This is a genomic window from uncultured Fibrobacter sp., from assembly GCF_947166265.1.
Taxonomy (GTDB): domain Bacteria; phylum Fibrobacterota; class Fibrobacteria; order Fibrobacterales; family Fibrobacteraceae; genus Fibrobacter.
In genome coordinates, this window is record NZ_CAMVDO010000007.1 from 101,084 (window position 1) to 115,045 (window position 13,962).

Here is a 13,962-nt window from a genome sequence, read left to right on the forward strand (position 1 = left end):
AGGTGGATGTAACTATGACTAAACTCGACGAAATTCTTCAATCCCTTAATGCATCGAATCACGATCTCGTGGAGATGCTTCCTGTAAACCTGAACCATAAGATGGTGCAGAAGGCTCGCCTCGGCAAGAAGCCTGTCCCGAAACATACGCAGGATCTGATTCTGCAGGCGCTGAACAAGTATCTGGTGCAGAATGCCGTTACCGAAGACAAGAAGGTGAAACAGTACAAGCGCGTGGAGATATTTGAAGAAGTAGACAGTAAACAGTAGGCAGTAGACAGGGATGGTTAGGCGACTTCGCCGCAATTAAGACCCTTCAACGACTAGTCACTGTAAACTTCCTACTTCCAACTTCCTACTTCCTACTTTTTTTATTAAATTAGAAACATGCAACAATACCTAGACCTGCTCAAAGATATTTTGGACAATGGCGTAGACCGCTCCGACCGTACTGGTACGGGAACGCGCTCCGTTTTTGGACGCCAATGTCGCTACGACCTTTCCAAGGGTTTCCCTTGCCTGACGACAAAAAAACTTCACCTTCGCTCGATTATCCATGAACTGCTGTGGTTTTTGAAGGGCGATACGAACATCAAGTATCTTCACGATAACAAGGTGACTATCTGGGATGAATGGGCCGATGAAAATGGCGACCTGGGGCCGGTCTACGGCCATCAGTGGCGTAGCTGGCCGACTCCCGATGGTGGACACATCGATCAGATCAAGAATCTGGTGAACAGTCTCAAGAATAACCCGGATTCGCGCCGTCACCTGGTGTGCGCCTGGAATGTGGCTGAAGTCGACAAGATGGCTTTGCCGCCGTGTCACTGCCTGTTCCAGTTCTACGTGGGTGGTGTAGGGGTTTCGGGTAAGCGTAAGCTCAGCTGCCAACTGTACCAGCGCAGTGCCGATACTTTCCTCGGGGTGCCGTTCAACATAGCCTCTTATGCTCTCTTGACCTTGATGCTTGCTCAAGTTTGTGATTACGAACCGGGTGAATTCATCCATACTCTGGGGGATACGCACCTTTACTCGAACCACTTTGAACAGGCCCGCGAACAATTGACCCGTACGCCTCGTAAGCTCCCGACCATGAAGTTGAATCCGGAAATTAAGGACCTTTTTGAATTCAAGTTCGAGGACTTTGAACTCGTCGATTACGATCCGTGGCCGACCATCAAGGCTCCCATTGCGGTTTAAGTTCGAATTTCGGAATTCAGAATTCGGAGTGTCTTATGTTGATTTCTGCAATAGTCGCAATTTCTCAGAACAACGTCATCGGGCGTGACGGACACTTGCCGTGGCACCTGTCCGCCGATCTCAAGCGATTCAAGGCGATTACGACGGGGCATTCGATTGTGCTTGGCCGTAAGAATTATGACGATATCGGACGGCCACTCCCGAACCGCACCAATTACGTGCTGACGCGCAATGCGGCGTTCGAGGCTCCGGGCTGCATCGTGTGTGGCAATCTTTCGCAGGCGATTGAATCTGCCCGCGCCGCCCACGAGACGGAATGCTTTATCATTGGCGGCGCGGCGGTCTACCGCGAGGCGATGCCTCTGGTGCAGAAACTTTATGTGACGCGAGTCCTCGCCGATGTCGAAGGTGACGTGCTGTTCCCCGAATGGGGCGACGGCTGGCATAAGGTGAGCGAAGAAAAATTTGACGCCGACGAAAAGAACGATTATCCGACGATTTTCGAGGTATGGGAGCGTTAGTTTGGCTGAACAGAGAAATAAACATCGGCAACATGGAGCTGTAACGACCTTACTTGTCGTTGGGCTTTTGTTCCTGTTTGTTGTTTTTCTGCTGCAGCTTCGCTCCAATGGTGTTGCCTCTGATATGGTGCGGCTCGATAAGGGCTGGTCCATTACATACAAAGGTGAAACCTCTTCGGTCGAAAATTTGATCGACTATACGTACCCCAAGAATCTTGCTTCGTTTGATTCGCTTGTATTTGAAGGCGATTTCCTCGGAGAAACTTCAAAGCACACCTTACTTCGTTTCCGAACATATCATTGTCTCGTTTCGGTTTATGAGGATGGTCATAAGATTTACTCTTATGGAGTGGAGCAGACGGGCACCTATTTTGTAGGGAGCGGGTACCATTATGTGTATCTGGAGCCTGGTGCAAATAAGCATCTTAGGATTGTCCTGACGGAGTTGGTTGATGGTCGCAAGTTGACGGTTGCCGGTGTTGAAGTTTTACCGATTGAGTATGCGTTAAGTGACTATTCGGCACGTCACATATTTGCCTTGATGGTGGGAATTTTCTTGGTGCTGTTCGGCGTCCTTGCGATGCTGATTAGCCTTGCGACTCATTTTTTCAGCATCAACAATTTCCGCCTGCTGATGATAGGTCTTCTGTCGTTTTTGCTTGGTACATGGACGTTGTGCTATACGAAACTGATACAGATTGTTTCGTTTAATTTCTTTGTCAATACGACTCTGGAATACTTCTGTCTTTATTTTGCGCCGCTTCCATTTACGCTGATGCTTTGGGATATGCATCGCGGGCAACTTTCCCGCTGGAAAAGGAATTGCTTTATAGGCTTGATTGCCTACGAAATCATTTTCTTGCTTACAACATTGACTCTTCATTTAAAGGGAATTGTTTTTTATCCGAATACGCTTCTGGGTTTCCATGCGAGCGCCCTGCTTTGTTTTGCTTTCTTTATTTTCGGAGGATTCTTCTATAATAGGAAGATGAACCGTTCGGAAAGGATTCTGGCCCGTGGTGTTGTCGTTTTCGTTGTAGCGGTAGTTTTGGATGTGGTTCGTTTCAATTTAGACCGATTTATTTCGGTGGATTCGCCTATTCTTGAAACTACGCTGATTCCTTTTGGTACGCTCATTTTTGTATTGCTTCTAGTTCAGAGCTACTTGGTATATCTGTTCTTTATTTTGGAAGACCGCGCCGAAAAGGGCGCCCTTGCGGTGATGGCCTATAAGGATGCCTTGACTGGGCTTTATAACCGAGCCAAGTGTCAGCAGATATTTGAAGTGCTCGACAAGGGCTATAGCGATTATGCAATCGTCAGTATCGACCTGAATGGACTTAAGCTTGCTAATGATAACCACGGACACAATGCCGGAGATGCGCTTATTAAAACTTTTGCGATTGTGCTCAAGGACGCTTTTGCTGGAATTGGAACCGCGATTCGCGTCGGTGGTGACGAATTTTTGGCGATTGTCCGGAGCGAGCATGTTTCCGAAGTGGATGCTTCGCTTGCCAAGATGGCGGAACTCCAGAAAACACGCAGCTTGGGCTTGCCGGTTCCTCTGGAAGCCGCTTACGGTATTGCTTACAGGCATGAACTGCTTAAAGACGATTTTAACGAATCCGAAGAAAATAGAATCGATGCTGAAAAAGTCTACCATTTGGCGGATGAACGCATGTACGCGATGAAGGCTTCGATGAAGTCGAACCTTGTTCGCAAATAGCGATTCGTTTTGAACTTTAGCTAACTATAGATTAAACCTATCTCATTTCGCATAATTTTTTCTAAATTTATGCGTATGAGTGATTTTTTGCATAAAAATAGCGTTGGTCCCGTTGTTCCCCAGACTTTTACAAAAGATTATGGCGAACAGGGCTTCAAGCTGGAAAGCGGCAAGACCCTTCCGGCTCTTGAAATACGCTATGAGACGTACGGCACCTTGAACGCCGAACGCAACAATGTCATCTGGGTTTGTTCCCCCTTGACGGCCGATGCACATGTGGCCGGCTATTATACCGTTGAAGATCGTAAACCCGGCTGGTGGGATGCCTTGATTGGTCCTGGTAAACCGGTCGATACGGACAAGTTTTTTGTCGTATGCAGCAACATTCTCGGTGGCTGCAAGGGAACGACTGGCCCCGCAAGCATCAATCCGCGGACAGGCAAACCCTACGGTAGTACTTTCCCGACAATCACCATCGGCGATATGGTGAATGCCCAGCGAGAACTCGCCAAGGGGCTCGGCATTGATCAGCTCTGCTGTGTCATCGGTGGTTCGATGGGTGGTTTCCAGGCCATGAAGTGGGCCATTTATTATCCAGACCTTGTTCGTCGCTGTGTCGTGATAGCAAGTTCGCCTCGCTTCAGCAGTCAGGCGCTCGGCTTTGAAATTGTCGCCCGTGACATCATCACGCAAGACCCGAATTATAATGGGGGAGACTACTACGAGTCCGCCCATCCGGATGTCGGTCTTTCGAATGCCCGCAAGTTGGCGCACATTACTTACCTCAGCGCCGTGGGTATGGAACAGAAGTTCAAGCGTGCGCAGGACCAGGAAAGCAGAAGTCATGCGGTGACTTACAGCACTCCGTTTGACTTGGATCTTCCGCTTGAAAGTTACCTGCGTTACCAGGGCGCGAAGTTCGTAGACCGTTTTGATGCGAACAGCTACCTGCATATTGCGCATGCCACCGACAGCTTTGATCTTGAAACGGAATACGGTTCCCTGGAAAATGCATTCAAGGGAGTGAAGGCTGAATTCCTGAATGTGAACCTGAGTACTGACTGGCTTTTCCCGCCGCATGAATCGCGCCGAATTACAAGTGCACTTTTGAATGCGGGTAAAACGGTGACGAGCCTTGAACTCGATACGCAGTTCGGTCACGATGGATTCCTCATCGAAGTCGGCGACCTCGGAAAGGCCGTGGGCCGTTTCCTGGATTCCAAGATTATTCCGACAGCGACTGATACGCAGGTGATGCCGGTGTTCCACGATACCGAAGACTTCGACTACATCGGAAGCCTTGTCAAAGAAAACAGCAAGGTGCTCGACCTCGGCTGCGGTAACGGCGAACTGCTCGATTACCTGAACAAGAAAAAGCATGTCGAAGTGCTCGGAATCGAACGTAACTTCAAGAGCATCATGGACTGCCTTGAAAACGATGTCCCCGTGATTCAGCGTGACCTCGACGAAAGTGGCGTCCGTGACTTTAAGGATGGAAGTTTCGACTATGCCATTATCAACCGCACCATTCAAGAGATTCGTGACCCGGTGGCGTTGTTGAACGAACTCTTGCGTGTGGCCAAGCGAGCCATTGTGACCTTCCCGAATTTCGGTCACTGGACAACCCGTGGAAGCCTGATGCTGCGTGGACGCATGCCGAAGTCCAAGGAACTGCCTTATGAATGGTATGACACGCCGAACATCCGCGTGCTCACGCTCAAAGATTTCTATACTCTTTGTGAAAAGGAAGGCTTGAAAGTCGAAACCATTCATTACCAGAACGAACACAAGTTCAGCAAGATCCTGACGGCCATCGGCCTCACGACCTTTGGTGCTGAACACGTGATAGCTATGGTGAGCAAAAAGTCGCAAGCATGAAGCTGCGACGATTGCGAGAGTGTGCGATGAAAGAGCGAACGGTCATATAGGTGAGCAAAAAGTAGTTGCGACGTCATCGCGAGGAGCGTAGCGACGTGGCGATCTCTAGTAGAATGTAAAGGAATGAATATGGCAATCTTATCGATGACGGGTTTTGGGAAGAGTGAATCAATGTACCAGGGTGCAAGCTGCGTGATTGAAGTCCGCAGCGTGAACAACCGTTTCCTGGATATCTCGTGCAAGTTGCCGAAGAACTTGGCCTACCTCGAAAACAGTTTCAAGAATCAAATCAAGGAAAAGCTGGTTCGCGGTTCGGTGATCTTTAGCATTACGCTTGGTGCAGGCACCGGCGGCAACATCCCCGTTTCTTACAATGAAGCGGCCATCGAAAAGTTTGTCGAAATTACGCATGCCATGCAGCTCAAGTATCATGTCGCAGGAGTGATTTCCTTGGAGCATATTCTTGCTCTTCCTGAAGTCTTGCAATTCACCGATGCCGACGCCGATTCCGAGGCTCTTGAAAAACATCTTGCTGCCGAACTCGACAAGGCGCTTGACCAGGTGAACGAGATGCGAGCCAAGGAAGGAGCGAATCTTGCTGCCGATCTCGAAATTCGCGTCAACCATCTGAATAACGTCCTCGACAAGATCGAAGTTCTTGATCCGCAACGAATCGAGGTCTGGAAAGACAAGTTCAAGGAACGCATCAATGTGCTCTTGAAGGATTCTGAAATCGACGAAGTCCGCCTGTTGCAAGAAGCCTGCATCATGGCCGACAAGCTCGACATCCACGAAGAGATTACGCGTTTCCGCAGCCATAACAAGCTTTTCCTGAACGCCCTCAAAGAAGGCGGTGCGCAGGGTAAGAACCTCGGTTTCATTCTGCAGGAAATGGGCCGCGAGGCGAATACGCTCGGTACCAAGTGCCAAAGCGCAGATATTGCCGCTCTTGCTATCGAACTCAAGAACGAGGTCGAATGCATCCGCGAACAGAGTCTTAACATCGCATAAGTATTCATGTCGATGCGCATCTTTCTGGCATTCTTAATTTCGGCGGTATTCTCGATGACCGCCTATGCCGAAGATGCGCAAAATTCCTTGGTTACCACCGCTGTTGAAACGGGGGCGGCAAACAAGTCCGATGCTACGCAGGATTCTATTGTTCCTGCAGATCCTCTGCAGAAGGGAAAGACGGGCATTGTTGCAATCGATACGCTTACGGTGAACGAATGGGACATTCCTACGGAACGCAATTCTTTACCGCTTACAATGCTGTTTGCCATTTTCCCTGGCGGTGGTCAGATTTACACGGAACACTATGTCCGTGGCGGATTCATTTCGGCGATTGAACTATTGCTGCTTTACGAGGTAACTTCGAACAAGAGCTACCAGAACCGTCGTGTCAAGGAACAGGCGGAACCTTTCCAGGATTCCGTTTCTTACTACACCAAGATGCTGATTGACCATGCCTCTGACCGTGACAGTCTTCAGTTCTATCACGAAAAACGTGCTGAATTTGTGGGCCGCGTTCACGAAAAGAGCGACAAGAAAATGGAACAAGAGGACCTGCGAAAAGCTGAAATTGCCTGGATGTACGGCCTTTACCTATACAGCTTTTTCGATGCGTTTGGAATCTGGTACAACAACAATTATCGAAGCACCGAACTTAGAAGTATGAAAACGGCCCTGCTGTGGTCCATTATCCCCGGATTTGGGCAGATGTACAACCGTGAATTCGGAAAGATGGGCCTTTTGTACATGGCCATCATCGGTGCGTCGACCAGTATCTGGACTTCGCAGAATATGGTGGAATACTATTTGGACCGTAAGCACTTTGTGGAAAAGGAAAGTGAAACTTCCGAAGAATACGAACGTGTTGTAGAACGTGTGACGTATTACCGCAAGAACCGTAACCAATATATATGGGCGCTTGCCCTGATATATCTTTATTCCATTGGCGATGCCGCTGTCGATGCGTTATTGAGCGATTTTGATAGCCCGATGCATTTGGCTGTACTTCCGCGGCTTGAAGGTGGCGTACAGGCTTTAATGTCATTTGATTTTTAATAAGGTTTGATTTTATCCAATCTTTAAGGGCGGCATCGGAATTCCATCGTGGATTTTTTTGAACGTCCCATGGAAGTGTCCGTCGGCATCCCTAGAAAATTCAAAGCGCGTCACCATGGCATAGCTGAACGCCCCTTCCACGAACTGGTTGTCGGGGAGTCCACAGGCAAAGTGCTGGAGGGCTGCAATCACGCCGGCATGCGTAATCCATAAAAATTCGCCATTGTCATCGAGCGTGTCCAGCAGGGACTGAACACGTCGGTCAATATCGTGGAAACTTTCTCCATCTTTGAATCGGTAGCCGCGCAGGTCTCGCATCCAGGCTTGCATTTCCTCTCGTGGGACGACCGTAAGCTTTTGACCTTCCCAGGAACCAAAGTTCATCTCGATAATCTCGTCGCGCTTTTCCATAGAAAGCCCGGTCACTTTTTCGGCTTTTTCTGCTAGTCTTAGGCAACGGAGGAGTGGACTTGTAAACATCCGCGTCGGTTTTGCTCCTGCATTGACCAATGCTTCAAGAGCGCCGTCACTTTCACCTTCAAATGTGGGGGATACATCAAAATCAAGCCTGCCGTAGCAGACATCGTTTGGATTGTAGGGCTTTGTGTGGCGGATTGTCCAAAGTATCATCTTGTTGTGTCATCCTGAGCTTGCGAAGGATCCAAATTAAAAAAGCAACCTTGGGGGTTGCAAAAAAATCCTAGGCGACCTGAGCACATAAAAATTCACAAGTCCGTTGCTGCTTTCGCCCTGGCGAGTTGCCCGCAAATAGTCATTGCGCAGGGCCTAGGACTTCTAAATATAGAAAAAATTCGTGATATTTGTCAAATAAAAAAACATTATTGACTTTTTATCAATAAAAAAGCCTTTAAATGTGAAAAAAAAGTAACCTTTGTAAAGAATATTATTTATTTTTTATGGTGGAGTGCAAGAACCTGTTTCTGCAGGGGGATATTATGAAAAAAGGATTTCTTTTGTTTAGAATCATGTTGAGTTCGCTGGCGGTTGCGCTTGGTGTGCTGCCTGCTGCTGCTCAAGAAGATGAACCGGCGGTCGAACGCGACACAGTCTTGATGAGTCCGCTTTATTTCGTAGTGGACGATGCAGTCGTCACTGATGAAAATGAAAACCAGCGCCTCTGGAACGAACTGATGAAGTATAAGCTCTGGGGAACCGATTCTGTAATCTTTAATAAAGGGGATTTTAGAATCGCAGAAACGAGCGGCTATACTGGAACAGCTTTAGAAAAAGTGTATTTCCGTAATGGAAAACATACGCTTGGAGGTCCGATTGTTTCGGGTGGCGATATCGAAATCAGCTATCCGGGAATGGGCGCTGAAAACGACACTTTGTTAAAGGGACCTGTCCGTGCGGGTTGGCTTGTTCTTCCCAATTGGTATAGCTATACCAATGTAAAATACGAAGGCACCTATTGTTTTGAACATCAAATCTATTTTGAAACGCCAAGTCGATCCGACGATCTTTTAAATTCTGCTAAAATAGCAAATACCTTTATTGAAAATGTTCATAAATCAGGTGGTAAAGTCTATGCTGACTGGGATAAGGATACCGATGGCTTTCCTGGTCTGTCTGGGCTGAACCTTGATGGTTCTTTTGCGGATTGTCCCAGTGATGTTCCTACGCCAGAAAAGGGTCTTTCTGTCCCAAAACTCGATTTAACCGGAATTACATGGGAACCCGCCGTTGATATGACGATTCCTTACGAAGAAACGCAATTTATTCAAGTCCCGCCGATTACCGCAGCGGATTTAAGTCAGTCGCCTAAGCATGTGTGGTTTGACAAGTATGTGGAAGATATTAAGGTTTCTAGTCATACGGGTAAGGAACTCTATGTTTTGATGCCCTCGAAAACGCAAAACGCAAATGGCAAAACAGGTCGTTTGACTCGCGTATTCTCTAGAGATGGTTTCCATTTTGATAATTCTGCGAACGATATGAAAATCAAGGTGGCGTATGTTAATGACGAGGCTACATGGAATGATGAAACTAATTCCTGGGACAATGTTGATGTGTCTAAAATAACAGTAGTTGCAGATACTGATTATGCTGGTAATCTTTTGTTCTACACAACGGCTGATGTGGAATGGAAGCCTTTTAAAGCTTCTGGTGGCGATGCCGGTGTTGGTGCGGACTTCCAGGGAACGTTCATGACATCGGGTTCCTTTAAGATTTATGATCACCTTAGCATTGCGGGTCAGCTGATTGCAGGTGAATGGCTGTGGTTCGAATCAGAATTTAAGGGAGAATTCCACTATGTTCCGTTCAATTCTCCTGAAATCAAACCCGATATTTTCTTGAATAAGGAATTTATAGAAAATAATGAGAAGTGGTATGATATGGACTTCTACCTGACGGATACCGCTCGTGTTGAAGTTTCGTTCGATTATTGTTTCGCATTCTTTGGAATCGACGTGGATACGACTGATGGCGCTTATTCCGAATACAAGAGCGAAAAAGGAAATTTTGCAGAACCTGCTGATTTGGGTCTTGATGATGATTCTTATAAAATGCCGCTCTGCAAGGACGGTGAGACTGGTCATGTTATCATCAAGAAGGGTTCTCGTAAACCTTCGTCTCAATCGACTGCTCATTTAAAGGTTCTTGAAGACGGGCTTGTCGAAAGTGATGAGTATATGTTGTTTAGAATTACGAATTTGAGTGGTGCCGTGATTACGGGTAACCAATTTGATGGGGATTTCTTAATTAGGCTTATTGATTATGATAATAACGCCCCTTACTTCGTAAATCCGTCGCAGAAACTCTCTGTTCCTGAAAATGAGACAAAGGCTGTAGTGGGAACAATTAAAGCCAAGGACAACGAAGGGGATACCTTCAAGTACGCCATTACGGGGGGGACGGGTAAATCTCTATTTAATATCAATGCGACTTCGGGCGTTGTTTCAATGAAGAAGACTGTGGACGCGTTTGACTATGAAGCCTGGATGGATGCTGGTGGCAAGGTTTACACAATCACGGTTGAAGTTTGCGATATCAAGGCAACTTCATTTGACGAAAAGCTGTGTTCCAAAAATACATTCAAAATCAATGTGACCGATGTCAATGAAAAACCGTACTTCACCTATACGGATTCCGACAAAAAAGAATTGCGAATTGCCGAGAACAAAACAGTTGCCATGGATACGGCTAAGTTTACCGATACGGATAGGTTCAATACGAACACTCTGTTTACCAATAATGAAGTTATCGCCATTGGTGGAGATACGGCGGTCTTTGACGTAACCAAGGATGGCGTCGTCTTTACAAAGAATGGCGTTGTGCTTGACTACGAAACCAAGAATACTTACGAAATTACGTTGAAGGTTCGTGACGCAACAACGGATTCTAAGGGCAATTTGGTTTATCCGGATCTTTATGACGAAATGGCGTTTACCATTGTTGTTGTTGATGTAGATGACGGTCCCAAGTTCACTTATGATGTTTACAATGGATCGATTGACGAACTTATCGTAGGGGAGAAACCTGTCGATATGGATTATCCTATTCTTGCGACAACAACGCAGGCTGGAGCGGAAATTACTTATAGCTTGGAAGATCCTGCAGAAATGTTCACGATTGACCCGGTTACGGGCGTGATTTCTTTGGCGAAGGATTCTGTCTTAGACTATGAAGTGAAGAACACTTATACAGTGAAGGTGATTGCCTCTGATGCCACTGGCGATCCTGCACAAAAGGTTCAGTCCGATACTGCCGATGTGATCATTCGGGTCAATGACATAAATGAATTGCCCATTATTATTCATACGTATCCGGATCCAGTCGTCCTTGAAAATATGGAGGTTGGAACTGTAGTCGATACGGTTAAGTGGAATGATTTGGATACGGCAATCAAGTTCCGTAACGATATTTTTGCCGCTGTTGGAGGTGATGTCACTTATTTCGAAATTACTCCTGATGGTATTATTCTGACAAGACAAATGTTCGATTATGAAATGAAGGAATTTCTGAATAAGGATACTACTTATAAGTTGATAATCTCTTTGTCGGACAAGGATGATCCTACTTTAGTTGCCTTTGACACTGTGACAATTCACATCAAGAATGTGAATGAAAATCCTGTTATTACGACGACAACAGTGGAGGTTAAGGAAAATTCGAAAGAAGGTACCGAAGTTGATAAAATTAAGGCAAGTGATGTCGATTTCGACGATCCGGATTCCGTGCTGATCTTTACGTTGATTGAAGATCGGAGCGGCTGTTTTGATGTTGCTGCAAATGGCGTGATTACGGTCAAGAGCTGCAAAGAACTCGATTACGAAAAGAATAAGCTATTGAACATTACCGTTAAGGTGGAAGATTCAAATGGCGGAAGTTCTACCAAGACGATTCAAGTGAACATTATTGACATTCCGTCTCCGTCCATCGAAATCACGAAGGCTGTAAATACGGATACCACCTGGGTTAAGCCGGACACCGTTTATACAAATATCCGTGACCTAGACATCTATTGTTCGCTCAACAATGCTTCCGAAGAACACTGCCTTGATACAATTCTGAAACCGGGCAAAAATATCATCGTAAAGCGCATTTGCGATATCGCCGGCTTTGAAGGATGTGCAGCCGATTCGGTCACTGTGTTCTTTAGCGATGCCGCGCCGATTGTGAAGGTGTCTGCAAATCCCGATGAAAACAAGGCTACGAACATTTACACGATTGTCGAAAAGACCGATCCGGATGACGAAAATATCTATGTGAATCGTACCAAAAACGAAGTGTACGTGAAGGTGAAAGACCCTGCAAGCGGAAGAGATTCCTCGTTCAAGGTGACTCTTAACCTCGATACGCTTTCGATTCCGAAATCAACCTACGATAATATGGCATCGGTGGTGAAGTCTAGCATCGCCTTGGATATTAATCCTTCTGAGGGCGTGACGCGTACGCCTGTTAATGGAACCGAAGTTAAGGTGTCCTACACAAAGAAGGTGTACGGTGTGCCGGTGGAAGTAAGCTATATGACCGACAATGACGGTGAAATCATTAAGCGAGCCGTAGTCAACGACAAGGGAAAAGTGGATTCCATTGAAGTGATAACGGTTTCTTATGAAACGGTCATCAACGGTAAGGTGGTAACTATTTCCTACGAAGCTGATGCTGTAACGGGTGCTAAGCTTGTGAAGGATCCTTCGGGCAAGTTGATGACGGAAACGGCAGCAAGCAAGTTGAAGACCACTCCGGCGTCTTACTCTGTAACCTACGATTATAAGGATGCAACGGGCAACTATGTGGTTGTTACGTATTCAGTCGATGAGAACGGCACTTTGGTCAAGAATGCCGAAGGGGATATTGCCTACAAGGTGTCCTATACTTATGTCAACAAGTATGGCAACTCCGCAACGCAGTCGGTGTCTATTGTGCTAGACCGTACCCTTCCGAAGGTGCAAATCCTTTCTCCGGAAAAGGGTGAGGTTATCAGGTCGAACTTTGTTGAAGTGAAGTGGACTGTCAATGGAGTTGAACAGGATTCCTTGACGCTCCAGGGACTTGAAAAGGGACAGAATACGATTGTACGCTTCTATCGCGATAAGGCGGGTAACGAAGCCTATGATTCTGTAACGGTGTTTATGAAGGACGGCAAGGATGTCGACATCTCTGTGGAGCAGCCGGTGACGGTTGTTACAAGGGATATGGTCGAAGAATACTATGCCGAAAACAAGCCTAAGGATGGCCAGACCTTTGCCGTAAGCATCTTGAACCCTGAAACGGGCAAGGAAGTGGAAACCTTGATTGGCGGTACATTTGAAACGACTTCCGGCTCGGGCGAAGAACCTTACCCCAATGTCGAGGGGCCGAGTCACTTGGGACCGACTCTTGTTATGGATGTAAAGGTTCCTGTGGTGAGTGGTGTCAGCGGCCTTGCAACTTTGGATGACTTGATTTCGTCGGATGGCAGAATTTCGTCGGCAGGCGTCGATGTCGATGAAGAAGCTGCAAAGGAAGCCGGACTTGAGTACCAGAAGTACACCGTCGAGGAATATGTCGCGAACTTCTGCGAAGAAGACGTCGTCGTTGGTAGTGACTATAGCCGGGTAAACCTGTACGATTCTGAACTGAAGGTTCAAATCTGGGTCTATACGACATTGGGTAATTTTGTGGGCTATCAGAGCTTTACCCAGGAACTGAACAATCCTGATTATGCCAACAAGGTGGGCATGCTCCAGCTGTTCTATGAAATGAAACCGGATAAGGATGGTTATGTCCGCGCCGAAAACGAGAAGATGCTTGCAACGGGTGCATACCTTTACAAGGTGGATGCCACCATCAAGAATCATCTGCGCTGCTCGATTCCTCCGTTTGATGGTGCGTCACCCAAGAAGAAGGGTGACATGACGAAGTCGAACGATAACCTCCTTAAGGGCTTCGGTTACAAGCGTCCGGAAAAATAAAGCCAATGGCGTAATACATTTAAAGAAAGGAATGCCGCGAGGTATTCCTTTTTTAAATTTGTAACCCCGTATAAACCTTCCCCTGCATCAGGGTGAATGCCTCGAGACCGTCATCCTGCATGACCGAAGGGAATGCGGGATCCAGGGAA

9 protein-coding genes and 1 other RNA gene are annotated in these 13,962 nt (G+C 46.9%); 8 read left to right on the forward strand and 2 right to left on the reverse strand.

All coding sequences use genetic code 11. The features are described from left to right. Positions 1-14 precede the first annotated feature (14 nt). The 7 genes from Q0W37_RS05630 (at position 15) to Q0W37_RS05660 (ending at position 7,391) form a co-directional block, all read left to right on the forward strand. Positions 15-269 (forward strand): hypothetical protein, encoded by a 255-nt coding sequence (locus Q0W37_RS05630; RefSeq protein WP_297699589.1) that lies wholly within the window; start codon positions 15-17, stop codon positions 267-269. A gap of 117 nt (positions 270-386) precedes the next feature. Continuing rightward, positions 387-1,199 (forward strand): thymidylate synthase, encoded by an 813-nt coding sequence (locus Q0W37_RS05635; RefSeq protein WP_297699591.1) that lies wholly within the window; start codon positions 387-389, stop codon positions 1,197-1,199. 35 nt (positions 1,200-1,234) lie between these two features. Further along, the gene (locus tag Q0W37_RS05640) at positions 1,235-1,720 is read left to right on the forward strand and encodes a dihydrofolate reductase (protein WP_173352966.1); all 486 of its coding nucleotides are present in this window, start codon (positions 1,235-1,237) and stop codon (positions 1,718-1,720) included. 1 nt (position 1,721) lies between these two features. Further along, complete coding sequence (locus Q0W37_RS05645) at positions 1,722-3,446, forward strand: GGDEF domain-containing protein (protein WP_297699594.1); 1,725 nt, start codon at positions 1,722-1,724, stop codon at positions 3,444-3,446. 75 nt (positions 3,447-3,521) lie between these two features. Further along, the gene (locus Q0W37_RS05650; protein ID WP_297699596.1) at positions 3,522-5,324 is read left to right on the forward strand and encodes a homoserine O-acetyltransferase; all 1,803 of its coding nucleotides are present in this window, start codon (positions 3,522-3,524) and stop codon (positions 5,322-5,324) included. Between the two features lie 129 nt (positions 5,325-5,453). Next, entirely contained in the window at positions 5,454-6,335 is an 882-nt protein-coding gene (locus Q0W37_RS05655; protein WP_297699598.1) for a YicC/YloC family endoribonuclease, read from the forward strand. 12 nt (positions 6,336-6,347) lie between these two features. Beyond that, on the forward strand, positions 6,348-7,391 hold the full coding sequence (locus Q0W37_RS05660; RefSeq protein ID WP_297699600.1) for a DUF5683 domain-containing protein: 1,044 nt from the start codon (positions 6,348-6,350) through the stop codon (positions 7,389-7,391). A gap of 12 nt (positions 7,392-7,403) precedes the next feature. Here Q0W37_RS05660 and Q0W37_RS05665 read toward each other — a convergent pair whose 3' ends face one another. Together Q0W37_RS05665 and ffs are read right to left on the reverse strand one after the other, a co-directional pair. Then, positions 7,404-8,021, reverse strand: coding sequence for a histidine phosphatase family protein (locus Q0W37_RS05665; RefSeq protein WP_297699601.1), 618 nt, complete (start codon positions 8,019-8,021; stop codon positions 7,404-7,406). A 65-nt stretch (positions 8,022-8,086) separates the two neighbouring features. After that, positions 8,087-8,183: signal recognition particle sRNA small type (gene ffs, locus Q0W37_RS05670), an RNA gene on the reverse strand. A 164-nt stretch (positions 8,184-8,347) separates the two neighbouring features. Here ffs and Q0W37_RS05675 point away from each other — a divergent pair. Continuing rightward, the gene (locus Q0W37_RS05675; protein WP_297699603.1) at positions 8,348-13,813 is read left to right on the forward strand and encodes a cadherin repeat domain-containing protein; all 5,466 of its coding nucleotides are present in this window, start codon (positions 8,348-8,350) and stop codon (positions 13,811-13,813) included. Positions 13,814-13,962 lie beyond the last annotated feature (149 nt).

Excerpts from the sequence above, each read along its gene's own strand:
- Q0W37_RS05655 (WP_297699598.1), top strand. The coding sequence starts at position 5,454 with ATGGCAATCTTATCGATGACGGGTTTTGGGAAGAGTGAATCAATGTAC.
- Q0W37_RS05630 (WP_297699589.1), top strand. The coding sequence starts at position 15 with ATGACTAAACTCGACGAAATTCTTCAATCCCTTAATGCATCGAATCAC.
- Q0W37_RS05660 (WP_297699600.1), top strand. The coding sequence starts at position 6,348 with ATGCGCATCTTTCTGGCATTCTTAATTTCGGCGGTATTCTCGATGACC.
- Q0W37_RS05650 (WP_297699596.1), top strand. The coding sequence starts at position 3,522 with ATGAGTGATTTTTTGCATAAAAATAGCGTTGGTCCCGTTGTTCCCCAG.
- Q0W37_RS05665 (WP_297699601.1), bottom strand. The coding sequence starts at position 8,021 with ATGATACTTTGGACAATCCGCCACACAAAGCCCTACAATCCAAACGAT.
- Q0W37_RS05640 (WP_173352966.1), top strand. The coding sequence starts at position 1,235 with ATGTTGATTTCTGCAATAGTCGCAATTTCTCAGAACAACGTCATCGGG.
- Q0W37_RS05635 (WP_297699591.1), top strand. The coding sequence starts at position 387 with ATGCAACAATACCTAGACCTGCTCAAAGATATTTTGGACAATGGCGTA.
- Q0W37_RS05675 (WP_297699603.1), top strand. The coding sequence starts at position 8,348 with ATGAAAAAAGGATTTCTTTTGTTTAGAATCATGTTGAGTTCGCTGGCG.